This window comes from Streptomyces sp. NPDC002690 (assembly GCF_053592415.1).
Window position 1 is genome coordinate 1 of record NZ_JBSFVR010000072.1, and the last position, 26,394, is coordinate 26,394.

22 protein-coding genes are annotated in these 26,394 nt (G+C 71.1%); 17 read left to right on the plus strand and 5 right to left on the minus strand.

Annotated features, from left to right (window positions below; genetic code table 11):
* Positions 1–423 (plus strand): peptidase inhibitor family I36 protein (locus ACWD3D_RS12345; protein ID WP_451460832.1); only part of this gene is annotated, 423 nt, incomplete at its 5' end.
* A 112-nt stretch (positions 424–535) separates the two neighbouring features.
* Here ACWD3D_RS12345 and ACWD3D_RS12350 read toward each other — a convergent pair.
* A complete protein-coding gene (locus ACWD3D_RS12350) occupies positions 536–2,227 on the minus strand; it encodes a DUF885 domain-containing protein (RefSeq protein WP_451460833.1) in 1,692 nt (563 codons plus the stop codon).
* A gap of 235 nt (positions 2,228–2,462) precedes the next feature.
* On the opposite strand from ACWD3D_RS12350, the gene ACWD3D_RS12355 reads away from it, so the two are divergent.
* From ACWD3D_RS12355 to ACWD3D_RS12410, 12 genes are all read left to right on the plus strand, one after another.
* Positions 2,463–3,158 (plus strand): GntR family transcriptional regulator, encoded by a 696-nt coding sequence (locus ACWD3D_RS12355; protein WP_451460834.1) that lies wholly within the window; start codon positions 2,463–2,465, stop codon positions 3,156–3,158.
* Between the two features lie 26 nt (positions 3,159–3,184).
* Positions 3,185–4,087, plus strand: a complete 903-nt coding sequence (locus tag ACWD3D_RS12360) for a dihydrodipicolinate synthase family protein (protein WP_451460835.1) — start codon at positions 3,185–3,187, stop codon at positions 4,085–4,087.
* Positions 4,084–5,811, plus strand: a complete 1,728-nt coding sequence (gene araD, locus ACWD3D_RS12365; RefSeq protein WP_451460836.1) for an L-arabinonate dehydratase — start codon at positions 4,084–4,086, stop codon at positions 5,809–5,811. The genes ACWD3D_RS12360 and araD overlap by 4 nt, the downstream gene beginning before the upstream one ends.
* Before the next feature lie 129 nt (positions 5,812–5,940).
* Positions 5,941–6,870 (plus strand): carbohydrate ABC transporter permease, encoded by a 930-nt coding sequence (locus tag ACWD3D_RS12370; RefSeq protein WP_451460837.1) that lies wholly within the window; start codon positions 5,941–5,943, stop codon positions 6,868–6,870.
* Positions 6,867–7,775, plus strand: a complete 909-nt coding sequence (locus ACWD3D_RS12375; RefSeq protein WP_451460838.1) for a carbohydrate ABC transporter permease — start codon at positions 6,867–6,869, stop codon at positions 7,773–7,775. The genes ACWD3D_RS12370 and ACWD3D_RS12375 overlap by 4 nt, the downstream gene beginning before the upstream one ends.
* Before the next feature lie 6 nt (positions 7,776–7,781).
* Entirely contained in the window at positions 7,782–8,942 is a 1,161-nt protein-coding gene (locus tag ACWD3D_RS12380) for a Gfo/Idh/MocA family protein (RefSeq protein WP_451460839.1), read from the plus strand.
* The gene (locus ACWD3D_RS12385; RefSeq protein ID WP_451460840.1) at positions 8,939–9,766 is read left to right on the plus strand and encodes a DUF6807 domain-containing protein; all 828 of its coding nucleotides are present in this window, start codon (positions 8,939–8,941) and stop codon (positions 9,764–9,766) included. The genes ACWD3D_RS12380 and ACWD3D_RS12385 overlap by 4 nt, the downstream gene beginning before the upstream one ends.
* Positions 9,763–11,307, plus strand: coding sequence for a family 43 glycosylhydrolase (locus tag ACWD3D_RS12390; protein WP_451460841.1), 1,545 nt, complete (start codon positions 9,763–9,765; stop codon positions 11,305–11,307). Before ACWD3D_RS12385 ends, ACWD3D_RS12390 begins: the two co-directional genes overlap by 4 nt.
* A 256-nt stretch (positions 11,308–11,563) precedes the next feature.
* Positions 11,564–13,579, plus strand: a complete 2,016-nt coding sequence (locus tag ACWD3D_RS12395) for a pectinesterase family protein (protein WP_451460842.1) — start codon at positions 11,564–11,566, stop codon at positions 13,577–13,579.
* Positions 13,580–13,641: 62 nt separating this feature from the next.
* Positions 13,642–14,976, plus strand: coding sequence for an ABC transporter substrate-binding protein (locus tag ACWD3D_RS12400; protein ID WP_451460843.1), 1,335 nt, complete (start codon positions 13,642–13,644; stop codon positions 14,974–14,976).
* 134 nt (positions 14,977–15,110) lie between these two features.
* The gene (locus ACWD3D_RS12405) at positions 15,111–15,941 is read left to right on the plus strand and encodes a rhamnogalacturonan acetylesterase (protein WP_451460844.1); all 831 of its coding nucleotides are present in this window, start codon (positions 15,111–15,113) and stop codon (positions 15,939–15,941) included.
* Between the two features lie 122 nt (positions 15,942–16,063).
* The gene (locus tag ACWD3D_RS12410) at positions 16,064–17,389 is read left to right on the plus strand and encodes a pectate lyase family protein (protein ID WP_451460845.1); all 1,326 of its coding nucleotides are present in this window, start codon (positions 16,064–16,066) and stop codon (positions 17,387–17,389) included.
* A gap of 163 nt (positions 17,390–17,552) precedes the next feature.
* On the opposite strand, the gene ACWD3D_RS12415 is transcribed toward ACWD3D_RS12410, so the two are convergent.
* Together ACWD3D_RS12415 and ACWD3D_RS12420 are read right to left on the minus strand one after the other, a co-directional pair.
* Complete coding sequence (locus tag ACWD3D_RS12415) at positions 17,553–18,251, minus strand: hypothetical protein (RefSeq protein ID WP_451460846.1); 699 nt, start codon at positions 18,249–18,251, stop codon at positions 17,553–17,555.
* Positions 18,251–18,826: a SigE family RNA polymerase sigma factor gene (locus tag ACWD3D_RS12420; RefSeq protein WP_451460847.1), complete on the minus strand. Its 576-nt coding sequence runs from the start codon at positions 18,824–18,826 to the stop codon at positions 18,251–18,253. The genes ACWD3D_RS12415 and ACWD3D_RS12420 overlap by 1 nt, the downstream gene beginning before the upstream one ends.
* Before the next feature lie 233 nt (positions 18,827–19,059).
* Between ACWD3D_RS12420 and ACWD3D_RS12425 the strand changes: the two genes are divergently transcribed.
* Together ACWD3D_RS12425 and ACWD3D_RS12430 are read left to right on the plus strand one after the other, a co-directional pair.
* A complete protein-coding gene (locus tag ACWD3D_RS12425) occupies positions 19,060–20,568 on the plus strand; it encodes an NCS2 family permease (protein ID WP_451460848.1) in 1,509 nt (502 codons plus the stop codon).
* 214 nt (positions 20,569–20,782) lie between these two features.
* Complete coding sequence (locus ACWD3D_RS12430) at positions 20,783–21,613, plus strand: glycoside hydrolase domain-containing protein (RefSeq protein WP_451460849.1); 831 nt, start codon at positions 20,783–20,785, stop codon at positions 21,611–21,613.
* An 81-nt stretch (positions 21,614–21,694) separates the two neighbouring features.
* Here the strand turns inward: ACWD3D_RS12430 and ACWD3D_RS12435 are convergent, their stop codons facing one another.
* Together ACWD3D_RS12435 and ACWD3D_RS12440 are read right to left on the minus strand one after the other, a co-directional pair.
* Complete coding sequence (locus tag ACWD3D_RS12435) at positions 21,695–23,146, minus strand: peptidoglycan D,D-transpeptidase FtsI family protein (RefSeq protein ID WP_451460850.1); 1,452 nt, start codon at positions 23,144–23,146, stop codon at positions 21,695–21,697.
* Between the two features lie 107 nt (positions 23,147–23,253).
* Positions 23,254–24,024 (minus strand): IclR family transcriptional regulator, encoded by a 771-nt coding sequence (locus ACWD3D_RS12440; RefSeq protein ID WP_451460851.1) that lies wholly within the window; start codon positions 24,022–24,024, stop codon positions 23,254–23,256.
* 180 nt (positions 24,025–24,204) lie between these two features.
* On the opposite strand from ACWD3D_RS12440, the gene ACWD3D_RS12445 reads away from it, so the two are divergent.
* Both ACWD3D_RS12445 and ACWD3D_RS12450 read left to right on the plus strand, forming a co-directional pair.
* Positions 24,205–25,716, plus strand: a complete 1,512-nt coding sequence (locus ACWD3D_RS12445) for an aldehyde dehydrogenase (NADP(+)) (protein ID WP_451460852.1) — start codon at positions 24,205–24,207, stop codon at positions 25,714–25,716.
* 5 nt (positions 25,717–25,721) lie between these two features.
* Positions 25,722–26,333: a DUF1349 domain-containing protein gene (locus ACWD3D_RS12450; RefSeq protein ID WP_451460853.1), complete on the plus strand. Its 612-nt coding sequence runs from the start codon at positions 25,722–25,724 to the stop codon at positions 26,331–26,333.
* Positions 26,334–26,394: the final 61 nt, after the last annotated feature.

Genomic DNA, 26,394 nt, shown 5'->3' on the forward strand with positions numbered 1-26,394 from the left:
CCGTCAACTACTGCCGCCAAGACAGCCAGAGGCCCCGTTGGAGCACCTCTCCGACGGGACTTCTGTTGCGTTCGTAGCTCTACTTCCTCAGCCCGCTCCGCCGCCGGGGCCGCGGCGGCCCCGTCCGCCGCGGGGGTGCGGCTCGGGGAGTGCGCGGCCGGCCAGCTCTGCCTCTGGAAGAAGCCGGACTTCACCGGGGGCCGGCTGAACCGCGACCTCTCCGCCGTCGACATCGAGAGCTGCGTCCCGCTGCCGGCCGGAAGCGACGCGCAGTCCTTCGCCAACCGCACCGGCCGCAACGTCACCCTGTACCAGTCGGCCGAGTGCGGTGAGACGGGCGAGTTCGAGACCTACCCGGGGGGCGGCACCTGGGTCCCGCGCTCCCCGTACCAGGTAAGGGCGTTCAAGATCTGGGAGAACTGAAGCACGTCCCGGACCGGCGGGCGACGGGTGCTCGTTCCGTCGCCCGCCGGTCCCCGGGCCGAACGCCTCCCCCGGCTCGGTGACCCTCCGGAGCGGGGACGCGGGGACCGGGTCAGAGCCGGGCCAGCTCGTCCACCAGGTCGTCCAGGCCCAGAGAGCCCTGGGAGAGCGCGGCCATGTGCCAGGCCTTCAGGTCGAACGCCTCGCCCCGTCGCGCGCGGGCCCTCTCCCGGCCGAGCAGCCAGGCACGCTCGCCGAGCTTGTAGCCGATCGCCTGCCCCGGCATGGACAGGTACCGGGTCAGCTGGCTCTCCACGTAGTCGGCGGGCCGGCTGCTGTGCGCGCCGAGGAACTCCTGCGCCAGCTCCGGAGTCCATCGCCCACCGGGGCGGAACGGCGAGTCGGCCGGTATCTCCAGCTCCAGGTGCATGCCGATGTCCACGATCACCCTGACCGCGCGCATCATCTGGGCATCCAGGTAGCCGAGTCGCTCCTCCGCCCCGGGGAGGAAGCCCAGCTCGTCCATGAGCCGCTCCGCGTACAGGGCCCAGCCCTCGACGTTGGCGCTGACCATGCCGGCGCCCGTCTGGTAGCGGGACAGGTCCCCGGCCACGTGCTTCCACTGGGCGAGCTGGAGGTGGTGGCCCGGGACCCCCTCGTGGTACCAGGTCGACACCAGGTCGTACACCGGGAAGCGGGTGCGCCCCATCGTCGGCAGCCAGGTGCACCCGGGCCGGGAGAAGTCCTCCGACGGCGGGGTGTAGTACGGGCCCCCGCCACCGCCCGCGGGAGCGATGCGGGACTCCACCCGCCGCACCCGCTCGGCCAGTTCGAAGTGCGTGCCGTCCAGCGAGTCGATCGCCCGGTCCATCAGCCCCTGCAGCCAGTCACGGATCTCGTCCACCCCCTCCACGCACCGGCCGTGCTCGTCGAGGCGGGCCAGCGCCACCCACGGGGTCTTCGCACCGGGCAGGATACGTTCCGCCTCGGTGCGCATCTCCGCCAGCAGGCGGTGGAACTCCGACCAGCCGTAGGCGTACGCCTCGTCCAGGTCGAGATCGATGCCGTTGAAGTAGCGGGCCCAGCGGGCGTACCGCTCCCGGCCGACCGCGTCCGGGGCCTCCTCGACGTCGGGTGTGTAGACGTCCCTCATCCAGTCCCGCAGTTCGCGTACGGCTGCGGTGGCCGCACGGGCCGCGTCGTCCAGTTCCGCGCGCAGCGTCTCGGGGCCGCCGGAGCCGAACTCCTCGAACCAGCCTCGTCCCTGGGCGCCGTCGCCTGCCCAGTCGCCGAGCTGCCCGACGAAGGTGGCGGTCGTGCGCGGCCCCGCGTACAGCTTGCGTTCCAGGCCGAGCGCAAGGGACTCGCGGTACCCGGACAGCGCGCTCGGCACTGCCCGCAACCGACGGGCGACGGCCGCCCATTCCTCCTCCGTCCGGGCGGGCGTCACCGTGAAGACGTCCCGCACCATGTGCGGCGGCGTCGCCATGTTGCCCACCGCACGCAGGTGTTCGCCCGCCTCGTGCACGGCCAGCTCGGCATGGAGGCGCTCGCGCAGCAGCCGGGCGCACCGGCGCTCGACACCGGTGTCCGCGCCGGGCAGGAGCTCGGCCTCGGTCAGGAGCCCGAGGGTCTTCCGCGCGAGCGCGGCGAGGGCCGCGGCCCCGGCCGGTGAGGTGTCGGGCAGAAGGCCGGAGCTCGCCCGCACACCCAGGTAGGTGCCCGTGATCGGGTCGAGCCCGACGAGGGCGTCGACATATGCGTCGGCCACCCGGCGGGGGAGTTGCCTCTCGATCTGAGTCATGTGCCGCATCCTGCTGCACTGCCGGGTCCGAGGGGGCCGGTAATCCGGTCCCGTAACCTCCCTCGTGGGTGCGGCAGTCCGGGGAAGGGCCTGTACGGGACACTGGGCGCTTCGTCGCTCTGCGAAGTTGTTCTGTCCGATCCGTTGACGAAATCTTCGCGGTACATCTAGCTTCAACGCGTCGTACTTCGTACGTCATATATGAGACGCGATACGCGAGATGCGAGAGCCCTTCATGACTTTTGCGCCCACCCCGATCCCGTCCAGGACGCAGTTCGTGCTGGAAGCGATCAAACACGCGATCCTGACAGCCCAGTTGCAGCCGGGACAGGCACTCGTCGAGACCGAACTCGCCGCACGGTTCGGGGTGTCGAAGACACCGGTGCGCGAGGCGCTGAAGACGCTCGCCGGCACCGGACTCGTGGTCATGAGCCAGTACAAGGGCGCCACCGTCCGGCTCGTCGACGCGGAGATGGCACGCGAGGTCTACGACGTGCGCCTGCTCCTCGAACCGGAGGCACTGCGCCGCACGATCACCTGCGGGGCGTCCCTGGACGCGGCCCAAGAGGCCCTGGAACGCGCCGACTCGGCACCCGACAAAGCCGACCGGTCGCTCGCCAACCGGGACTTCCACCGGGCCCTCTACCTCTCCTGCGGCAATCCGCTGCTGGGCCGGATGCTCGACGAGGTCCGCGACCAGGCCGCGCTCGTCTCCACCGTCGCCTGGGCGGCCGACCCGTCCTGGGAGCGCGAGGCCGCCGAACACCGGGAGATCCTGCGGCTCGCGCTGGGCGCGGACGCGGCGGGTGCGGCGGCTGCTCTCCACGAACACATCGCGTCGTTCGTGCGCCGCGCGTTCCCCGACGGTCCCGACGGCGGCCCCGACGGATCGGCCGGCACCGCCGACGCCACCGAGGGCGGCCAGGCGTGAACCACATCGACGAAAGGCCAGTTGGCATGGACCTCATCCCGCTCAAGGCGGCCCTCGCCGACGTCGTGGCGATCCCCGTGACCCCGTTCGCGGAGGACGGGACGATCGACAAGGACACCCACCGGGCGCTGCTGCGGCGGCTCCTCGACGGCGGCGTCCGCATCGTCACGCCCAACGGCAACACGGGGGAGTTCTACGCGCTCACCCCGAAGGAGCGGCGTGCCGTCACCGAGCTGACCGTCGACGAGGTGAGAGGCCGGGCCACCGTCCTGGTGGGGGTCGGGCACGACATGCCCACCGCCGTCGCCGCCGCCGAGCACGCCCGGGACTGCGGCGCCGAACTGGTGATGGTCCACCAGCCGGTCCACCCGTACGTCTCCCAGGACGGCTGGGTCGACTACCACCGGGCCATCGCCGAGGCCGTACCGGAGCTGGGCGTCGTGCCGTACATCCGCAACCCCCTGCTCGCCGGTGAGAGGCTCACCGAGCTCGCCGACCACTGTCCCAACGTGATCGGCGTCAAGTACGCCGTCCCGGACGCCGCCCGCTTCGGCGCCTTCGCCCGGGACGCGGGACTGGACCGGTTCGTGTGGATCGCCGGCCTCGCCGAGCTGTACGCGCCCTCCTACTTCGCCACCGGCGCCACCGGGTTCACCTCCGGCCTCGTCAACGTCGCGCCGGCCGTGTCGCTCGGCATGCTGGAGGCGCTGCGGGCCGGTGACTACATCGCCGCGATGAAGGTCTGGGAGCGCATCCGCCGCTTCGAGGAACTGCGCGCGGACCGGCAGTCCGCCAACAACGTCACCGTGGTCAAGGAGGCGCTCGCGGTCCTCGGTCTCTGCCGCCGCGACGTCCGCGCCCCCAGCCGGGTCCTGCCCGAGGCGCAGCGCGCCGAGGTCGCCGACGAGATCGCCGGGTGGTCGGTGTGAACACCCGCATCGCTCCCGAGGAGCTCCGCAGCCACCAGTGGTACGGCACCGACGGACTCCGCTCGTTCAGCCACAAGGCGCGTACCCGGCAGCTGGGCTACCTCCCCGAGGAGCACCTCGGCAAGCCGGTGATCGCGATCCTCAACACCTGGTCCGACATCAACCCCTGTCACGTCCACCTCCGCGACCGGGCCCAGGCCGTCAAGCGCGGGGTGTGGCAGGCCGGCGGCTTCCCGCTCGAATTCCCGGTCTCCACGCTGTCGGAGACGTTCCAGAAGCCGACCCCGATGCTCTACCGCAACATGCTCGCGATGGAGACCGAGGAACTGCTGCGCTCCTACCCGGTCGACGGGGCCGTGCTGATGGGCGGCTGCGACAAGTCGACGCCCGCGCTGCTGATGGGCGCCGCCTCCGTCGACCTGCCGGCCGTCTTCGTGCCCGCCGGACCGATGCTGCCGGGCCACTGGCGCAACGAGGTCCTGGGCTCCGGAACCGACATGTGGAAGTACTGGGACGACAAGCGGGCCGGACTCATCGGCGACTGCGAGATGGCGGAACTGGAGAACGGGCTCGCCCGCTCCCCGGGCCACTGCATGACGATGGGCACCGCGTCCACCCTGACGGCCGCCGCCGAGGCGCTCGGTGTCACCGTCCCGGGTGCCTCCTCGATCCCGGCCGTCGACTCCGGCCACGACCGGATGGCCGCGCAGTCCGGCCTCCGTATCGTCGAACTGGTGTGGCAGCAGCGAACGTTGTCGCAGATCCTCACCCCGGAGGCGTACGAGGACGCCGTCGCCACGGTCCTCGCGCTCGGCGGCTCCACCAACGCCGTCATCCACCTCATCGCGATGGCCGGCCGCTCCGGCATCAAGCTCTCCCTCGACGACTTCGACCGGATCGCCCGCACCGTGCCGGTGCTCGCCAACCTCCGCCCCGGCGGCAAGTACCTCATGGAGGACTTCCACTTCGCGGGCGGTCTCCCCGGTTTCCTCTCCCGCCTCACCGACGTCCTCCACCTGGACCGGCCCACCGTCACCCACGACACCCTGCGCGAACAGCTCGACGGGGCCCTCGTGCACAACGACGACGTCATCCGGGAGCGGGAGAAGCCGCTCGCCGACGAGGGCGGTGTCGCGGTACTGCGCGGCAACCTCTGCCCCGACGGCGCGGTCATCAAGCACATCGCGGCCGAACCGCACCTGCTGCGGCACACCGGCCCCGCGGTGGTCTTCGACGACTACCGGGAGATGCAGCGCACCATCAACGACCCGGCCCTCGCCATCACCCCGGACCATGTGCTGGTGCTCCGCAACGCCGGCCCCAAGGGTGGCCCCGGGATGCCCGAGTACGGCATGCTGCCGATCCCGGACTACCTGCTGAAACAGGGCGTCCGTGACATGGTGCGGATCTCCGACGCCCGTATGAGCGGCACGAGTTACGGGGCGTGCGTGCTGCACGTCGCGCCGGAGTCCTTCGTCGGCGGCCCGCTCGCCCTGGTCCGCACCGGCGACTCCATCACCCTCGACGTGGCGGCTCGCCGCCTCAGTCTCGACATCGACGACGAGGAACTGGAGCGGCGCCGGGCAGCCTGGACCGCGCCCCCCGCCCGGTACGGCCGCGGCTACGGCGCGCTCTACCAGGACCAGATCACCCAGGCCGACACCGGCTGCGACTTCGCCTTCCTGGCCCGCGAGGGCGACGTACCCGATCCGTACGCCGGCTGACCCAGCCGCCGCAGCATCCGGCGCCCCCACCCCCTTCGCGAGAACTCCTCCGGGGCCTCGCACGGCAAGGGGAAAGCGCTTGCGCAGGACCGCAACACGACCGGAAAAACGAGAGAACGGAGAGGTGTCATGGCACAAGCCGCCGCCGTGGCCAAACCGCCCAAGGTGCCCAGGCGCCGTTCGGCGAACCCCCGCAAGCTGCCCTATCTGCTGATCGCGCCCGCCGGTCTGCTGATGGTGGGGTTCATCGCTTATCCGGTCCTCAGCGTCTTCTACTACAGCCTGCAGAACTACAACGTCACCAAGCCCTGGCGGAACGGCTTCGCCGGCCTGGACAACTACACCAAGATCTTCACCGACGACGACCAGTTCTGGTCCACCCTCGGCTTCAGCGCCCAGTGGGTCGTCACCCAGGTCAGCCTCCAGCTCGTGCTGGGCCTCGCCCTGGCGCTGATCGTCAACCAGTCCTTCATCGGACGTGGCATCTCCCGCGCGATGGTCTTCTCGCCCTGGGCCGTCTCCGGCGTACTGACCAGCACCATCTGGATCCTGCTCTACAACTCCTCGACAGGGTTCAGTCGTTACCTCGCGGACGCCGGTATCGGTGACTACGGCACCTCGGTCCTCTCCGACACCGGGACCGTCTTCTGGGCCGCCACCGTCTCCGAACTCTGGCGCGGTGTCCCCTTCTTCGCCATCCTCATCCTCGCCGATCTCCAGTCCGTCTCCAAGGAGCTCTACGAGGCGGCCTCGGTGGACGGCGCGGGACGGGTCCGGCAGTTCGTCCACATCACCCTGCCCCACCTGCGGGACGCGATCATCCTCTCCACGCTGCTCCGCGCGGTCTGGGAGTTCAACAACGTGGACCTTCTGTACACCCTCACGGGCGGCGGGCCGGCGGGCGTGACCACCACGCTCCCGCTCTACGTGGCCAACACCGGTATCGAAGGACACGACTTCGGCTACGCGTCCGCACTCACCACCGTCGCCTTCGTGATCCTGCTCTTCTGCTCGATCATTTATCTGCGCCTGAGCAAGTTCGGAGGCGACCACAAGTGACTGCCGCACTCGCCGAGAAGACCCCCGCCACCCCGTCTCCGGTCGCCGACGCGACCCCACCGGCCGGAAACCGCCGCCGCGGAAGGGAGCGTTCGTACGACGACGTACCGCGCTGGCAGATCTACGTCCCCCTCGGCGTCTACCTGCTCTTCACGCTCATCCCGTTCTACTGGATGTTCCTCTTCGCCGTCCGCCCGGCGGGCTCCACCTCACTGGTGCCCTGGCCGATGACCGGCGAGCACTTCGAGAAGGTCTGGACGGAACGCAGCTTCGCCGTCTTCTTCCAGAACAGCATGATCGTCGGGATAGCCACCCTGATCGCCACCACCCTGGTCGCGCTGGCCGGCGGATACGCGCTCGCCCGCTTCGACTTCAAGATCAAGGGCGCCTTCATGCTGGCGCTGCTCTGCTCGCAGTTCATCCCGGGCGCGCTGATGCTCGTACCGCTCTTCGAGATCTTCAAGAACCTCCAGATGATCAACTCGCTGGGCAGCGTGGTCATCGCGGAGACCGTCTTCCAGCTTCCCCTGTCGATCATCCTCATCAGCGGGTTCATCAAGAACGTGCCCGTCACGCTGGAGGAGGCCGCCTGGGTGGACGGATGTTCGCGCTTCCGCGCCTTCTGCGCCGTCGTACTCCCGCTGCTGCGGCCCGGGCTGATCGCCGTCGGCTCCTTCGCCTTCGTGCACAGCTGGAACCACTTCCTGTTCGCCCTGATGTTCCTCAGCGAGCAGGACAAGCAGACGATCCCGGTCGGCCTGAACACCCTCATCGGCGCGGACAGCGTCGACCTGGGCGCGCTGGCCGCGGGCGGAGTCATCGCCGCGGTCCCCGTGGTGATCGTCTTCGCCTTCATCCAGAAGTGGCTGATCACCGGCTTCAGCGCCGGTGCGGTGAAGGGCTGACCCGCGATGACCACCCCCCTCCCGATCGTCCTGGCCGGCGCCAGGGGCCACGGCCGCTGGCACCTCGCCAACATCGAACGCCTCCAGCGTCAGGGCGTCGTCCGGCTCGCCGGAATCTGCGAGCTCACCCCCCTGACCGAGGACGAACTCGGGGCGTTCGCCGCCGAACCCCCGCGGCAGTCCTCCGACTTCGGCGCACTGCTCGACGCCACCGGAGCCCGCGCGGCCGTCGTCTGCACGCCGATCCCGACCCACACGGACCTCGCGCTGACCGCGGCCCGGCGCGGTGTCCACCTCCTCCTGGAGAAGCCCCCGGCGGCCACCTTCGCCGACTTCACCCGGATGAGCGACGGCGTACGGGAGGCGGGCACCGCCTGCCAGATCGGCTTCCAGTCCTTCGGCTCGCACGCGGTGCCCGCCATCCGCGAACTCGTCGCCGACGGCGCGATCGGGTCCCTCCGGGGAATCGGCGCGGCCGGCGCCTGGGTGCGCGAGGAGGCCTACTTCCGGCGCGCGCCCTGGGCCGGGCGCCGCCGGCTCGGCTCCACCGACGTGGTCGACGGGGTCCTCACCAACCCGCTCGCCCACGCCGTCGCCACCTCCCTCGAACTCGCGGGGAAAGGCGCCGCCTCGGACGTCGCCGACATCGAGACCGAACTCTTCCGGGCCCACGACATCGAGGCCGACGACACCAGCAGCCTCCGTGTGACCACCACCGACGGTCTGACCGTCACGGTCTGCGTCACGCTCTGCGCCGAACGCGCCGCCGAGCCGTACGTCGTCGTCCACGGCGACCGGGGCCGGATCACCTTCTGGTACAAGCAGGACCGTGTCCTGCTCCAGCGCGCCGGACACGGCCCGGAGGAGACCGTGCACGGCCGGACCGACCTGCTGGAGAACCTCGCCGCCCACCTCGCGGACGACACCCCCCTCCTGGTGCCCCCGCACCGCACCGGTGCCTTCATGCGCGTGGTCGAAGCGGTACGCACCGGGCCCGAGCCCGCCGCGCTGCCCGCCGACGCCTGGTACACCGAGCCCGCCACCCAGGGCCCCCGGCGCGTGGTCAAGGGCATCGACGCGGTGGTCGACGCGGGCGCCGACTCCCTCGCCCTGTTCTCCGAGCTCGGCGCCCCCTGGGCCCGCTCCCGTGAGGTGAGCGCCTCGTGAACACCCTCCGCCTCAGCTGCGAGGGCCGCCCCGTGGGCCGCTACAACTACCTCCCCGGCGACCACGACGGCCGCCCCTACCTGCACCCCGTCACCACCCTCGCGGGCATCCCCGTCACCGAGGAACGCCCCGCCGACCACCGGCACCACCTCGGCGCCTCCGTCGCCGTGCCCGACGTCGCCGGGTACAACTTCTGGGGCGGGCGCACCTTCGTCCGCGACCAGGGGCCCACCGTGCTCGACAACCACGGCGTCCAGCTCCACCTGGGCTGGAAACTCCGCGATCCGGACGGCTTCGTGGAGGAACTCGGCTGGGTGGCCGACGGCACCGAGCTGCTGCGCGAGCACCGCACGGTGGCCGTCGTCCCGCTGACCGGCACCGCTTGGGCGCTGGACTTCTCCTTCTCGCTCACCAACCGGAGCGGGGCCGCCCTCTCCATCGGCAGTCCCGCCACCAACGGCCGCCCCGGCGCCGGTTACGGCGGGTTCTTCTGGCGGGCGCCCAAGGAGGAGCGGGCACCCGAGGTGTTCAGCGCCACCGGTGACGGTGAGGAGGCGGTGCACGGCGGCCGCGCCGACTGGCTCGCGCTGAGCGGCGACGGATGGACCCTCGTCTTCGCCGGGGCGACCGGGGACACCCGGCGTGACCCGTGGTTCGTCCGCACCGCGGAGTACCCGGGCGTCGGCTCCTCCCTCGCGGCCGAGGACCGGCTGCCGGTGGAGCCCGGTGCGACCGTCGTGCGGCGGGTCGTCACCGTCGTCGCTGACGGACGGCTCGGCCGCGACGAGGCCGCGGCCCTGGTCCGCAAGGTGGTGACGGCATGAACCACAGACCCTGGACCGCCGACCTCGGCGACGGCACCTACCGCAACCCGGTGCTCAACGCCGACTGGTCCGACCCGGACGTCGTCCGCGTCGGCGACGACTTCTACCTCACCGCGTCCAGCTTCGGCCGCGCCCCCGGGCTGCCGTTGCTGCACTCCCGGGACCTGGTCAACTGGTCCCTGATCGGACACGCGCTCGACACCCTCGAACCGGCCGCCGACTTCGCGGCTCCGCGCCACGACCGGGGCGTCTGGGCACCCGCCATCCGCCACCACGCGGGACGGTTCTGGATCTTCTGGGGCGACCCCGACCACGGCATCCAGCAGATCAACGCCGAGGACGTACGCGGTCCGTGGAGCGCTCCGCACCTGGTGAAGGCGGGCAAGGGCCTGATCGACGCCTGCCCGCTCTGGGACGAGGAGACCGGCGAGGCCTACCTCGTGCACGCCTGGGCCAAGTCGCGCTCCGGGATCAAGAACCGGCTGACCGGCCACCGGATGAGCGCCGACGGCCGCGAACTGCTCGACGAGGGAACGACGTTGGTCGACGGGGACCTGATCCCCGGCTGGTTCACCCTCGAAGGCCCCAAGCTCTACCGGCACGACGGCGAGTTCTGGATCTTCGCCCCGGCGGGCGGGGTGACCACGGGCTGGCAGGGCGCGTTCCGGTCCAAGGACTTCTTCGGGCCATACGAGGAGCGCGTCGTCCTCGCCCAGGGCCGTACCGAGGTCAACGGCCCCCACCAGGGCGGCTGGGTCCGCACCCCGGCCGGCGAGGACTGGTTCCTGCACTTCCAGGAGCGGGGCGCGTACGGACGGGTCGTCCACCTCCAGCCGATGCGCTGGGACGAGACGGGGTGGCCGGTCCTCGGCGACGACGGCGAACCCTTCCTCGTGCACGCCAAGCCGATCGCGCCCGAACAGCCGGTGGAGGCACCGGCGTTCGCGGACGGCTTTCCCGGCGGACGGCACGGAAGACAGTGGCAGTGGACCGCCAACCCGCGGGCCGGCTGGACCGTCGAACACGCCGGGGACGGCCTGCGGCTCGCCTGCGTGCGTACCCCGCACGCGCACGACCTGCGGACCCTGGCGAACGTGCTCGTCCAGCGGCTGCCCGCCGAGGAGTTCACCGTCGAGGTGGCGCTCGCCCTCGGCAGCGAGGTGCCTGGAGCCAAGGCGGGCCTCGCCGTACTCGGCGACGCGTTCAGCTGGATCGGCCTCGAACGGGACGAGGACGGCTCGGTGGCGCTCGTTCACCGGTACGCGGAGAGCGTCGCCGAACACGAACGCGACGCGGCACCGGCCCGGCCCGCACCCGACGGGCGGGCAAGGCTCCGCGTCGAGGTGAGCCCCGGCGCCCGCTGCCGCTTCCACGCCGACACCGGGGACGGCTTCCGCCCCTCGGGCCAGGTCTTCGCCGCCGAGCCGTGGCGCTGGGTCGGCGCGCTGCTGGGCCTGTTCGCCACCGCGCCCGCGGGGACGGGACCCGCGGGTACCGCCGAGTTCACCGCCTTCGGCAGCCCGGCCGACCCCGCCGGGTAGCAGGACCCGCCCCACCCCGCACCACCGCAGGACCCGCCCCACCCCGCACCACCGCCCGTACGCGCACCGCCGCTCGTACGGGCACCACCGCACACCGGTCGCCCCGCACCACCGCACGTCACGCACCTTCGCACCGGCACCTCGCACGTCACGCACCGCACGCACGGAACGCACCCGCACGGACACACCTGTACCGCACGCACGGCACTTCGCACCGCAGCACGGACACATCTGTACCGCACGTATGGGAGCCGCAATGACGCACCTCCGTACCACGCGCACCCGGGGAAGCACGCTCGCAGCGGCGCTCGCCCTCGCGGGAGCCTTCCTCCTGCCCGCGAGCCCGGCCGCCCACGCCGCCGCGCCTGCCCCGGCATCCGCCGGCACGGGACCGTCCGGCGCCCACGGCACCTGGTCCGACACCCCGCACGGCTTCGCCTCGCTGGCCGGCGGGACGACCGGGGGCGCGGGCGGCCCGGTCGTCACCGTCACCACCCAGGCCGATCTGGCGAAGTACGCGGGCGCAGACGGGCCGTACGTCATCCGGGTCGCCGGCTCGCTGGCCGTCGAGCCCTTCGGCCACGACGTCGACGTCACCTCCGACAAGACCATCGTCGGCGTCGGGGACACCGCCGAGATCGTCCACGGCGAACTCCACCTCGACCCCGGCACCCACAACGTGATCATCCGCAACCTGACCATCCGCGACAGTTACGTCGAGGGCGACTGGGACGGGAAGACCACGGACTTCGACGCCATCCAGATGGACACCGCCGACCACGTCTGGATCGACCACAACCGCTTCACGCACATGGGCGACGGGCTGCTCGACATCCGCAAGGACAGCCGGTACATCACCGTCTCGTACAACCAGTTCGCCCAGCACAACAAGGCGTTCGGGATCGGCTGGACGACGAACGTCAGCACCGAGATCACCATCGACCACAACTGGTTCACCGGTACCAAGCAGCGCAACCCCTCGGCCGACAACTGCGCCTACGCCCACCTCTACAACAACTACGTCTCCGCGCAGGTCGCGGACGGCGACCCGGTGTGGACGTATGGCAACTGGGCGCGCGGCGCCACGAAGATGGTCATCGAGAACAGCTACTACCGGGACGTCCAGCACCCCTACCAGGCGGACGCCACCGCCCAACTCGTCGAGCGCGGCTCGATCCTGAGGAACACCACGGGCCGCACCGACACCTGGGGCGCCGCCTTCGACCCGCACGCCTTCTACCCGTACCGGCTGGACCGCGCCGCCGACGTGCCGCGGATCGTCACCCGCGACTCCGGCCCGCAGAAGGACATCGGCACCGGCACCGTGCTGCGGGTCCCCGCCGACTACGCCACCGTGCAGGCGGCCGTCGACGCCGTGCCGCAGGGCAACGACGGCCGGATCACCGTGCGCCTGGCGCCCGGCACCTACCGCGAGCACGTCCGGATCGGGAAGAACCAGCCGTACGTCTCCCTCGTCGGCACCGGCAGGGACCGTGCCGACACCCTGATCGTCTTCGACACCCCGCAGGGCGAACTCAAGCCGGACGGCACCACCCAGGGATCCACCGGCAGCGCCACCGTCCTGGTGGAGGGCCACGACTTCACGGCCGAGAACCTCACCTTCGCCAACGACTTCGACGAGGCCGCCGTGGAGATCAGCGGCGAGCAGGCGCTCGCCGTGAAGACCACCGGCGACCGGCTGACCTTCAGGAACACCGCCTTCCTCGGCAACCAGGACACCCTGATGACCGACACCCCGGCACTCACCCAGAAGGCCCGCGTCTACCTCACCGGCGCGTACGTCGAAGGCGACGTCGACTTCCTCTACGGCCGCGCCACCACCGTCGTCGAGAAGTCCGTGATCAAGGCGCTCAGCCGTGGCTCGGACACCAACAACGGCTACATCACGGCCGCTTCGACCTGGAAGGAGAACCCGTACGGCATCCTGATCACCCGCAGCCGGATCATCAGCGACGCCCCCGCGGACTCCTTCCACCTCGGCCGCCCCTGGCACCCGAGCGGCAACCCGGACGCGATCGGCCAGGTACTGGTCCGCGAGACGTCGCTGCCGGCCGCCGTCAAGGCGAGCCCCTGGTCCGACATGAGCGGCTTCCCCTGGCGGGAAGCCCGGTTCAGCGAGTACCGGACCTACGGTCCCGGCGCCGCCGCCACCCCGGACCGCCCCCAGATGTCCCCGGCCGACGCCGCGCTCCACGAGGTGGGCGACTACCTCGCGGGCGAGGACGGCTGGGCACCGCACCGCCGGCGCTGACGCCCCCCACCTGCACGGCGTACACGGCACACCCGTACCCACCCACAGAGAAGAGCCGAACCATGACCATTTCCAAGAAGTCCCGGGGGCGCGCCGCGGCAGCGGTCTCGCTGACCGCGATGCTCGCCCTGACGGCCACCGCGTGCGGGGACGACGGAGGCAGCTCCGGCACCGAGGGCAGCGGCAAGGGCGAGATCACCTTCTGGGACAACAACGGTGGCCCGCGCACCGAGATCTGGACCGAGATCATCAAGGATTTCGAGAAGGAGAACCCGGACATCAAGGTCAAGTACGTCCCGATCCCGATCGCCGACGTGCAGTCCAAGTACGACACCGCCATCGCGGGCGGCGGCCTGCCGGACGTCGGCGGCGTCGGTACGGCCTACCTCGCCAACATCGTCTCGCAGGAGGCGCTGGAGCCGGTCCAGGACCGGATCGAGAAGTCCTCGCTGAAGGGCAAGCTCGTCGAGGGCATGGTCGCCAGCGTCAAGGACGCCGGTGGCCGGGGCGACGACATGTACTCCGTGCCGACCTCCGCGAACAACGGAACCCTCTGGTACAGGACCGACCTCTTCCAGGCGGCCGGTCTGGACGCGCCCTCCACCTGGGCGAAGTTCTACGAGGCGGCCGACAAGCTGACCGACTCCAAGAACAACAAGTTCGGCTACACCATCAGAGGCGGGGCGGGCTCCATCGCCCAGGCCCTGGACGCCTCCTACGGCCAGTCCGGCATCACGGACTTCTGGAACGGCGACACGACGACGGTCAACGACCCCAAGAACGTCGCCGCGCTGGAGAAGTACGTCGGCCTGTTCAAGAAGGCGACGCCGTCCGCCGACGTCAACAACGACTTCACCAAGATGGTCGCGCAGTGGGACACCGGCACCATCGGGATGCTGAGCCACAACCTCGGCTCCTACCAGGACCACGTGAAGGCGCTCGGCAACGACAAGTTCGCCGGCATCCCGAACCCGGTCGGTGACAGCGGCACCCGCGTCCAGGTCTCCAACCCGGTCGACGGACTCGGCCTCTTCCGCAGCAGCAAGAACAAGACCGCGGCCTGGAAGTTCATCGAATTCGCCGCCTCGCACGCCTCCAACAGCAAGTGGAACGAGTCGGCCGGCGCCATCCCCGCCAACACCGAGGCCGCCCAGGACTCCTGGATCACCGCCTCCGAACCGACCGCGCTCGCGGCCAAGGCACTCACCGACGGCAGCACCAAGATCGTGAACCTGCCGTACTACCTGCCCGACTGGAACAACATCTCCAAGGCCGACAACGAGCCCGAGTTCCAGAAGCTGCTGCTCGGCAAGATCTCCGCGAAGGACTTCCTGGACAAGATCGCCGGCGAGCTGAACGCGGCCCAGAAGGAGTGGAAGGAGCTGGGCAACGGCTGACCGGCCGGACACCCACGCTCCCTGCGCACCACGACCCACCCCGAAGAACGGGAGCCGGCGGCGGCCCGGATCGCACCCGCCGCCGGCCCCCTCCACCCCCTCCACCCCCACACGCCCCAAGAGGCAGGAACCCCGTGTCACTCACCCGCAGACGGACGGCCGCCGCGCTCGCGGCCCTGCCCCTCGCCCTCGCCGCGGTCCCCGCCGAGGCGCGGGGACGGGAACCACGCCCCCGTCCCCGTACCGTGCACATCGCCGGCGACTCGACGGCCGCGCAGAAGTACTCCGACGCCGCGCCCGAGACGGGCTGGGGCATGGCCCTGCCCTTCTTCCTCGGCCACGGACTGCGCGTCGCCAACCACGCGATGAACGGCCGCAGTTCCAAGAGTTTCGTCGACGAGGGCCTGCTGGCCGCGCTGCTCCCCGACGTGCACCCCGGTGACCTCCTGTTCATCCAGTTCGGGCACAACGACGAGAAGACCACCGACCCGCTCCGCGGCACCGACCCCTGGACGACCTACCAGGACCACCTGCGCCTCTACGTCACCGAGGCCCGCGCCCGGCACGCCCGGCCCGTCCTGCTCACCCCGGTGGAACGTCGCCGCTTCGCCGACGACGGCACCGCCAAACCCAGCCACGGGGAGTACCCGGCGGCGATGCGCGCCCTGGCCGCCGAGGAGCGGGTCCCGCTGATCGACACCCAGGCGCTCACCCTGGCCCGCTGGCAGGAACTGGGGCCCGAGGCCACCCAGGACTACTTCAACTGGCTGGCGCCCGGCGTGTCGCCGAACTACCCGGACGGCGTGCAGGACAACACGCACCTCCAGCCTCGCGGCGCCGTCGACGTCGCCCGGACCACCGCCCGCGCCCTGCTGGACGCCCGGGTGCTCGGCCCCGGCGACGTGCGCCGGCTCGGCGCCCCCGTCCCGGCCCGGTGGATCACCTGGCCGCCGCCGCAACCCTGACTTCCGCCCCACCGGAACAGCACCGCCGCACCACTCGTACGGAGCCCGTCCCCTCCGGCGCTCCGGCGTCACGTTTCTCGTTTCCCGCTCTGCCTCTCTTCCCGACGAACCGAAGGAATCCGATGCCCGCACGCATACGTCACCTCCGTGCCATCACCGTGGTGATGGGCTGCGCCTCCCTCGCCCTCGCCGTGTCGTTGCCGGCCCAGGCCGCCTCCCGGCCGCACTCGAAGCCGATCGAGCGCGCCGTGCTGCCCGCCAACGACGGCTGGGCCGCCGCGGACGGTTCGACCACCGGCGGTTCGGCCGCCACCCGCGACCACGTCTACACGGTCACCAACCGCGCGGAGCTGATCGCCGCGTTCGAGGACGCGGGCGACGCCCCCAAGATCGTCAAGATCGCCGGGACCGTCCACGGCAACTCCGACGTGAACGGGACCCCCATCGGCTGCGAGGACTACTACACCGGCGGCTACACCCTGGAGAAGTACCTCGCCGCCTACGACCCGGCGGTCTGGGGCACCGACGCCGTGCCCAGCGGCCCGCTGGAGGACGCCCGCGCCGCCTCCGCCGCCCTCCAGGCGGCGGCCGTCAACGTGCCCGTCCCCTCCAACACCACCCTGATCGGCGTCGGCGACGACGCCACCGTCATCGGGGCCAGCCTCCAGATCAAGGACGTCTCGAACGTCATCGTCCGCAACCTGAGCTTCGAGGACACCTACGACTGCTTCCCGCAGTGGGACCCGACCGACACCGAGACCGGGGCCTGGAACTCGGAGTACGACAACCTCGTCGTCACCAACTCCTCCCACGTCTGGGTCGACCACAACACCTTCAGCGACGGCGACCGCCCCGACTCGGCCCAGCCGTACTACTTCGGGACGGTCTACCAGCAGCACGACGGGCTCTTCGACATCGTGCGCGGCGCCGACCTGGTCACCGTCTCGTGGAACGTCCTCAAGGACCACGACAAGACGATGCTCATCGGGAACAGCGACAGCGCGGGCGCGACCGACCGGGGCAAGCTCCGGGTGACCCTGCACCACAACCTCTTCCAGAACCTGAAGGAGCGCGCCCCGCGCGTCCGCTTCGGCCAGGTCGACTCGTACAACAACCACTTCGTGGCCCAGACCGGGCACGCGTACGGCTACTCCTACGGCATCGGCATCGAGTCCCAGCTCGTCGCGGAGCACAACGCGTTCACGCTCTCCGCGGACCACGACCCGGCGCTCATCCTGAAGAAGTGGAAGGAGTCCCCGCTGACGGCCGGCGACAACTACGTCAACGGTAAGAAGACCGACCTGATCGCCGTCCACAACGCGGGCGTTCCCGCCGAGCAGTTGGCCTCGGGCGCCGGCTGGACCCCGGTCCTGCGGACCAAGGTCGACTCGCCGCGCGCCGTCCCGGCGCTCGTGGACCGCGAGGCCGGAGCCGGCGGCCACTGCTGACCACGTCCGCCCGGGCCTGCCCAGGCCCGCCCCGGGCGGACCTCCACCGGCGGGAGAGCGTGCGGACTGTGCGGGTCCGCGCCTCTCCCGCTCCCGTTCGCGGGCCCCCGCGGCGAGCGCGCGTGCCGGGCGTCGCCGACAGGCGGGACGTCCGACACACGCCTCAGAACACCCCGCCGCTCGCGAAGACGCCCGTGTCGAAGGCGCCGCGCACGGTGAAGTCGTCGCCGCTCACGTCCCGTTCGCCCTCCGCGTGGTTGTACTGCCCCGCAAAGGTGAGGGTGGCCGCCGGGGCGGTCCTGCCCGGCCGCAGGGTCCAGCGGAACACGAGGAAGCCGCCCTCCTCGCCCATGGAGGTGGCGTAGTCGTCCGTGTGGCCGGACGTCCACGATCCCGTCTTGGTCACCCCGTCGGTCAGCGCGACGCGCAGCTCGACCGTGAGGGAGGTGAGCGGTCGCGCCGCGGTCACCACGACGTCGCTCTGTGCCCAGTACGCGTTGCTCCCGGCGTTCACCGTGCCGTGCGTGGACACCGGGCCGTTGGCCGGGGGGAGCTGGCCGCCGCGCTCGCCGGAGGTCGCCGGCGCCGCTCCCGTACGGTCCGGTGCGGACGCCACGGGCTGACCGGACCTGCCGTCGCGGCCCGTCCACGCGACGGCGAGCGAGACCGCCACGAGCACCCCGCAGACCGCCACCGTCGCCGCCGCGATCCGTAGCCTCGGCATCGGCGCGCGCGGCGGACGGGCCACCCGCCCGGGCGGGTCCTGCGCCATCCCGCGCTCGACCCGCGCCCACATCCGCTCGCGGTCCGGGTGGTGTTCCAGCGCCGCTCCGCGGAGGCGTTCCCGCAACTCCTCGTCCATCAATGCCTTCCTCCGCCGGGCTGCCCCGCCACGGCCACCCGTGCGGGCGCCGGTCCCGCCCCGGGGCCCAGCAGCCGCTGCAACTCCGCCAGGCCCCGGGACGTCTGGCTCTTGACCGTACCGACCGATATCCCGAGGACCAACGACGTGTCCCGCTCGGACAGGTCGAACGCGTGCCGCAGCACGACGCAGGCCCGTTTCCTGAACGGCAGCCTACGCAGCGCCTCCTGGACGTCCACCACGGTGGTCACGTCGGGATCGTCGACGGAGAACCCGTCCCCGCCACCGGAGCGCGGCGCCCAGAAGAGCGCGATCCTGCGGCGCTCACGCACCGCACTGCGAATCCGGGTGCGCGCCAGGTTGGCGACGACCCCGCGCGCGTACGCGACAGGGTGATCGGCCTCCCTCATCCGGTCCCAGCGGTGCCAGAGGGCCATCATGGCGTCAGCCGCCAGATCATCGGCCGCATCCGCCTCGCCTGTCAACAGATGGGCGAGACGGGCCAGTTCGGCGTAGTGCGCCTCGAAGAACCGATGGAACTCGGCGGCAGCGGCAGCGTCGACCACAGTGCCCACGGGTACCTCTCCCTGCTCTCGAATCCCTGTACGCGAACCGCGGTGGCTGTGTACGTTCCCTCAGCGGCACCCAGGGGTGCGAGCGGTGCGAGAGCGTACCAGCGCACCTCCCGAGCGCCTGAACGGGGTGTCACTCCAAGTAAGGCGTAACACGGCGAAAACCTGAACCCCCTTTCCACGAGGGAACATTCAGTCACTCGCCCCGCAGACCCGCCACCTCATGAAGGAGAGCCATGCCGGACACGCCACAGGCGCCGGAAGTCCCGCAGACACCGCAGACGCCGCAGACGGCGAATGCCGCACCGGACGCCGCACCCGCCGGGGGGCCCGCCGCCCCCGCGAACGCGCTGGACCGATGGTTCGCGATCACCGCACGCGGATCGAACCTCGGCCGCGAGATACGCGGCGGCTTCGCGACCTTCTTCACCATGGCGTACATCCTGGTCCTCAACCCGATCATCCTCGGATCGGCCGAGGACAAATTCGGCGCCCACCTCTCCACGCCCCAACTCGTCACCGTCACCGCGCTGGTGGCCGCCGTGATGACGGCGATCATGGGACTCGGCGGCAACCTCCCGCTCGCCATCGCCGCCGGCCTCGGCCTCAACGCGGTCGTCGCGTTCCAGATCGCCCCGCTGATGAGCTGGCCCGACGCGATGGGCCTGGTCGTCCTCGAAGGACTCATCATCTGCGTCCTGGTCGTCACCGGGCTGCGCGAGGCCGTGATGCGGGCGATCCCGCCCGCCCTCAAGCAGGCCATCAGCGTCGGCATCGGGCTCTTCATCGCGTTCATCGGCTTCGTCGACGCCGGGTTCGTCACCCGTATCCCCGGCGAGACGGGCTCGACGCCCGTACAGCTCGGCTCGGCCGGACACCTCACCGGCTGGCCGGTGCTGGTCTTCTGCGTCGGCGTGCTGCTCACCGTCGCCCTGATGGTCCGCAAGGTGAAGGGCGCCATCCTCATCAGCATCGTCGTCAGCACCGTGCTGGCGATCGTCGTCAACGAGATCGCCGACATCGCGCCGGCCGCCTGGGGCCTGACCGTCCCCTCGGTCCCCGACGACCTCGTCGCCGCACCCGACTTCGGGCTCGTCGGCTCCTTCAGCCTCTTCGGCGCCTTCCAGCAGGTCGGCGTGGTGACCATCGTCCTGCTGATCTTCACCCTGATCCTCAGCGACTTCTTCGACACCATGGGCACGGTCGTCGGCGTCTCCCAGGAGGCCGGGCTGCTCGACGAGAAGGGCGACGTCCCGAACATCGGCCGCGTCCTCCTGATCGACGGAGCCGCCGCCGCCGTGGGCGGAGCCGCCTCCGCCTCCTCCAACACCGCCTACATCGAGTCCGCGGCGGGCGTCGGCGAGGGCGCCCGTACCGGCTTCGCCTCCCTGGTCACCGGCGCGCTCTTCGCCGTCGCGCTCTTCCTCACCCCGCTGGCCACCGTGGTTCCGGCCCAGGCCGCGGCACCCGCGCTCATCGCGGTCGGCTTCCTGCTGATGTCCCAGGTCCGCCACATCGAGTGGGAGAGCTACGAGATCGCCATCCCGGCGTTCCTGACGATCGCCGTCATGCCGTTCACGTACTCGATCACCAACGGCATCGGCGCCGGCTTCCTCGCCTACGTCGTGATCAAGGCCGCACTCGGCAAGGCGCGGGAGGTCCACTGGCTGCTCTGGGCCACCTCGGCCCTGTTCCTGGTGTACTTCGCGATCGACCCGATCGAGCAGCTGCTCGGCGTGAAGTGAGCCCGGGGCGCACGACCGGCTGAAGCGGGGCGGGAGTCCGGGGCGCGCCTCTCAGCCCCCGGACACCCGCCCCGCCGCCGGTCATACCGGTGAAGTCGGATATGGTGCCCGCTCCGAACGCCCGTCCACGGGCGCCGCCTTCCGTGCTCGCGCGTACCGACCGAGCGGGGGCACGGGCCGCGGCCGGACGTACGAATCCGAATGGGGTGGGGGATTGTCCAAACACCGGTTGTCCAAGAAGGGCCGCTACATCGCCTGGGGGACGGCGGCGGCCGTGGCCGTCGTGGGGTCCGGGATCGTGGCCCAGACCTCGATGGCGGCCACCGCCTGGCCCGCGCAGAAGACCTTCACGGGCCAGGCCTTCGACACCTGCACCGCGCCGTCGCTCGCCGCGATGAAGGCGTGGAAGGCCGACAAGTTCTACGGCGCCGCCGCCGTCTACATCGGCGGCAAGAACCGGGGCTGCGCCCAGCCCAACCTGACCTCGTCCTGGGTGAAGTCGGTCAACTCCACCGGCTGGAAGCTCATCCCGCTCTACGTGGGCGCCCAGCCGCCCTGCCAGAAGAGCGCGAACCCGGAGAAGCTGACCGCCGCCACCGCGGTCTCCCTCGGCGTCAAGGACGGCAACGACGCGGTCGCCAAGGCCGCGGCGCTCGGCATGAAGGCCGGCAGCCCGGTGTACCTCGACATCGAGCCGTACACGATCACGGACAAGGCCTGCAACGACGCGGTGCTGAGCTACGTACGCTCGTTCACCAAGACGCTGCGCGCCAAGACCTACCGGGCCGGGTTCTACGGCTTCAGCAGTTCCAGCGCCAAGGCCATCGCCACGGCGACGAACAAGACCGACCTGCCGGGCAACCTCTGGTACGCGCTCTGGGACGGCAAGGCCACCACCACGACCGACTGGCCGTGGGCCAAGACGCTGTACACCGACCACAGCCGCGGTCATCAGTACATGGTCAACAGCAAGGAGAAGCGCGGCGGTTACACCCTCACCGTGGACCGCGACGCCTGGGACGCCCCGGTCGCCGTCGTCGGCTGACCCCTCGCGAACCGCGCGACCGGGTGGCACGCCGAACGGGCCGGTTTCCCCTCCGGGGAGCCGGCCCGTTCACATGGGGTCTCACCCCGCGAGCGCCGCCTCCATCATCTTCTTGGCGACCGGCGCCGCCAGGCCGTTGCCGCTGACCTCGGAACGGGCTGCCCCCGAGTCCTCCACGACCACGGCGACCGCCACCTCCTTGCCCGAGGTGTCGTCCTTGGCGTACGAGGTGAACCAGGCGTACGGGGTGTTCTCGTTGCCCACGCCGTTCTGGGCCGTACCCGTCTTGCCCCCCACCTCGGCGCCGTCGATCCGCGCGTTGGTGCCCGTACCGTCCTCGACCACCGTCACCATCGCGCTGCGCAGCTGTGCGGCGGTCGACTCCGACACCACCCGCTCGGTGTCGCCGTCCGGGTACTCCTGGAGTGTCGAACCCTTGGAGTCGGTCACCGAGGAGACCATGTGCGGCGCCGCCAGCTCACCGCCGTTGGCGAGCGCCGCGGAGACCATCGCCATCTGCATCGGGGTGGCCGTGACCTCGAACTGGCCGATGCCGGTGAGCGCGGTCTGCGCGCTGTCCATCTTCTTCGGGTACACGCTCGTCGAGGCGCGCACCGGCACGTCGAGCTTCTCGGTGTCGAACCCGAACTTCTCCGCCATCGCCCTCAGCTTCTCCTGGCCGAGGTCGGCCGCCACCTTGGCGAAGACGTTGTTGCAGGAGTACTGGAGCGCCGTGCGCAGGGTGGCGTTCTCGCAGGGAGCGGAGGCGCTCTCGTTGCTCAGCACGGTCGTGGTGCCGGGCAGGGTGTAGGGGTCGGGGCTGTCGGTGGGCTGGTCCACCGAGTCGTACAGGCCGTTCTCCAGCGCCGCCGAGGCCACCACCAGTTTGAACGTCGACCCGGGCGCCAGCGGCTGCCGCAGGGCACGGTTGACCAGCGACTTGTCGGGGTCGTCCAGCAGCTTCTGCCACGCGTCCTGGTCCGTCGTCCCGCTGATCGTCGACGGGTCGTACGAGGGGGTGGAGACCATGCCGAGGATGCGGCCGGTCTTCGGGTCCATCGCGACCGCCGCGCCCTTGTCGTCGCCGAGCGCCTCGTACGCGGCCTTCTGCACGGCCGGATCGATCGTCGTCAGCACGTCGCCGGGGGTGGCCGCCTCCCCGGTGATCACGTCGGAGGCGTTCTTCAGCCGGTCGTCCGTGCCGTCGAGCACCGAGCCGTAGATGCCCTCCAGCTGGGTGGATCCGTACGCCTGCGAGCCGTAACCGGTGACGGCGGCGTACAGCTCCCCGTCCGTGTAGGTGCGCTTGTACGCGAGATCTCCGCTCTCCGTCCTCTGCGATCCGGTGACCGGGGAGCCGGCCACGATGATGTCACCGAGCGGCCGCGCGTACTGCGCGATGGTGTTCCGCCGGTTGTTGTCGTTGTCCGCGAGCGCCTTCGCGTCGTACACCTGCACCCAGCTCGCCCGCACCAGCAGCGCGAGAACCAGGAGCAGGCAGAAGACCGAGGTTCGCCTGATCGTCTTGTTCATCCCCCCGGGGGACGAACGGGGGAGCGGCGGATGTTCCCGCTTGTGCCGCTTCTCACCGATTTCTCACGCGCCCCGCCCGCCGTGCCCGGACCTCGCCGCATGTCGGCTCAGAGGCGGCGGGTCGCCAGCGTCAGGCGGTCGCGGGCGTCGAAGAGGGCGTCCTTTACCGTCTGCTCGTGGGCGGGGGTGAGCCGGGCGACCGGCACCGAACAGCTGATGGCGTCGCGCGAGGGCGTCCGGTACGGGATCGCCACACCGAAGCACCGCAGCCCCAGCGTGTTCTCCTCGCGGTCCACCGCGTACCCCTGCTCGCGGATGGTGTGCAGCTCCTCGATGAGCTGCTCGCGGTCGGTCAGGGTGTGCTCGGTCAGCGCCGGGAGCGTCTCGGGCAGCATTTTGCGCACCTGCTCGTCGCTGTAGGTGGCCAGCAGCGCCTTGCCCAGCGAGGTGGAGTGCGCGGGCAGCCGGCGTCCGACCCGGGTGAACGGGCGGAGGTAGTGCTGGGACTGCCGGGTCGCGAGGTAGACCACGTTGGTGCCGTCGAGCCGGGCCAGGTGGATGGTCTCCGTGGTGTCGTCGGAGAGCCGGTCGAGGGTGGGGCGGGCTGCGGCCACCACCTCGTCGCCGTCGATGTACGACGTGCCGACCAGCAGGGCGCGTACCCCGATGCCGTACCGGGTGCCGGTGGCGTCGGTCTCCACCCACCCGAGCTCGACCAGGGTGCGCAGCAGCATGTAGAGGCTGGACTTGGGGTAGCCCACCGCTTCCTGCACGGCGGCGAGGGAGTGCATCCCGGGTCGCCCCGCGAAGTATTCGAGGAGCTCCACCGTCCGTACCGCGGACTTGACCTGCGCCCCACCAGACTCGGCAGTCGACATCGCCCTCGCCCCTTCCCAACTTCTTCGAAATCCCGTGACTTCGCCGTGACTTCTTGCCTGTGACTTCTTGCCAACGCGGAACGCCCGGAAATAGAGTTCCAGGACATTCACGATGAGGAACGCCGTTCAGAATACCGAACAACTTCCTGGCGTGTGGCAGAGAGTACGGAAGGGAAAACGGTGGCAGCAGCACCAGTCTGGAGCGTCGACCCCCGCACCGGGAACCCGCGCGAGCAGGTTGCGGTGGAGGCTACAGCGGAGGAGGTCGACCGCGTGGTGCGGGCGGCGCACGCCGTCCGCGACGCCCTCGCCGACCGCACCGTACGCGCCGCCTTCCTGCGCACCGCGGCCGACCTGCTCGCCGGGGCCAAGGAGTCCGTCGTGGCGACCGCCGACGCCGAGACCGCGCTCGGCGCGACCCGGCTGACCGGCGAACTCGCCCGCACGGCAGCCCAGTTGCGGGCGTTCGCCGAGGTCGTCGAGGAGGGTGCCTTCCTCGACATCCACATCGACCACGAGGACGCCGGCCGCACCCCGCCCTGGCCCGACCTGCGCCGCTGGAAGATCCCGCTCGGCGTCGTCGCCGTCTACGCGGCCAGCAACTTCCCGCTCGCCTTCTCCGTCCCCGGCGGCGACACCGCGAGCGCGCTGGCCGCGGGCTGCCCGGTCGTCGTCAAGGCCCACCCCGACCACCCGGCCACCTCCGAGCTGACCGCCTCCCTGCTCCGCCGGGCCGCCGCCACGCACGGGCTGCCCGAGGAGATCGTCGGGCTGGTGCACGGCTTCGAGGCCGGCATCGAACTCGTCCGCCACCCGTTGATCTCCGCCGCCGGCTTCACCGGCTCGATCCGCGGCGGACGCGCTCTCTTCGACGCGGCGGCGGCCCGGCCCGCACCCATCCCCTTCCACGGCGAACTCGGTTCCCTCAACCCCGTCGTCGTCACCGAGGCCGCCGCGGCCGAGCGCGGCGAGCAGATCGGAGCCGGTCTCGGCGGCTCCATGACGATGAGCGCCGGACAGTTCTGCACCAAGCCCGGACTGGTCCTGGTCCCGGCGGGCGAGGACGGCGACGCGCTGGTCAAGACCCTCACCGCGACCGTCGGCGACACCGCCCCCGCCGTCATGCTCGACCACCGGATGCGGGACGCCTTCGTCGCCGGAGTACGCGAACGGGCCGCCCTCCCCGACGTGGAAGCGCCCGTCACCCCGGGCGACGGCGGCGAACACGCCGTGGCCTCCGGCTTCCTCACCGTCCCGGCCGCCCGCCTCGCCGAGGACGGCCCGCACGAGGCGCTCCTGGAGGAGTGCTTCGGCCCGGTCACCGTCGTCGCCCGGTACGGCTCCGAGGACGAGATCACCGCCGTACTCGGCCGCCTCCCCGGCAACCTCACCGCCACCCTGCACATCTCCGGCGAGGAGGAGGCGGGCGCCGCCGCCCCGCTCCTCGCCGCCCTCACCCCGCTCGCCGGGCGGGTACTCGTCAACGGCTGGCCCACCGGTGTCGCCGTCGCGCCCGCCCAGCACCACGGCGGCCCCTACCCGTCGACCACGTCCACCTCGACCTCGGTCGGCGCGACCGCCATCGAGCGCTGGCTGCGCCCGGTGACGTACCAGTCGACCCCCGAGGGTCTCCTCCCGCCCGAACTCCACGACGACAACCCGCTGGGCCTGCCCCGCCGGGTGAACGGATGACGAACATGACCGTGCGCATTCCCGAACTCCCCTTCGAGCTGGAGCCGTTCGGCCCCGAGGGCAAGTGGACCTACGAGGACGGCGCGCTGACCGGCCACGCGGGTGCCCAGCAGGACCGCTTCGTCCCGCCCGGCGGCGACTCCCTCGAACCGACGAGTGACGCACCGCGCCTCCTCGGCACTCCGCCGCCCGGCGACTTCCAGCTCGTCGCCCGGGTGAAGACCGCGTTCGCGGGTGCCTACGACGCCGGAGTCCTCTACCTCCATGTCGGGGAGCACGACTGGGCGAAGATTTGCCTGGAACTCTCGCCCGCCGTGCCCACCATCTGCACGGTGGTCACCCGGGGCGTCTCCGACGACGTCAACTCCTTCACCGTGGAAGGCGACACCTTCTGGCTGCGGCTCAGCCGCAACGGCGGCGCCTTCGCCTTCCACGCCTCGCCGGACGGTGTCACCTGGACCTTCGTCCGCGTCTTCGCCCTCGGCGACCCGGAGGCCACGGCCACCGCCTCGGTCGGCTTCCTCGTCCAGGCACCCGTGGGCGACGGATCCGAGTCCACCTTCGACCGGATCGCCTTCCGCCCGGAGGGCGTCGCCGACCTGCGTGACGGCAGCTGAACGCTCCGCCCGCCGTTCCTGGGCGTGTCCGCCCCGACCCCGGCCCCTGCCCGCCGCCTCC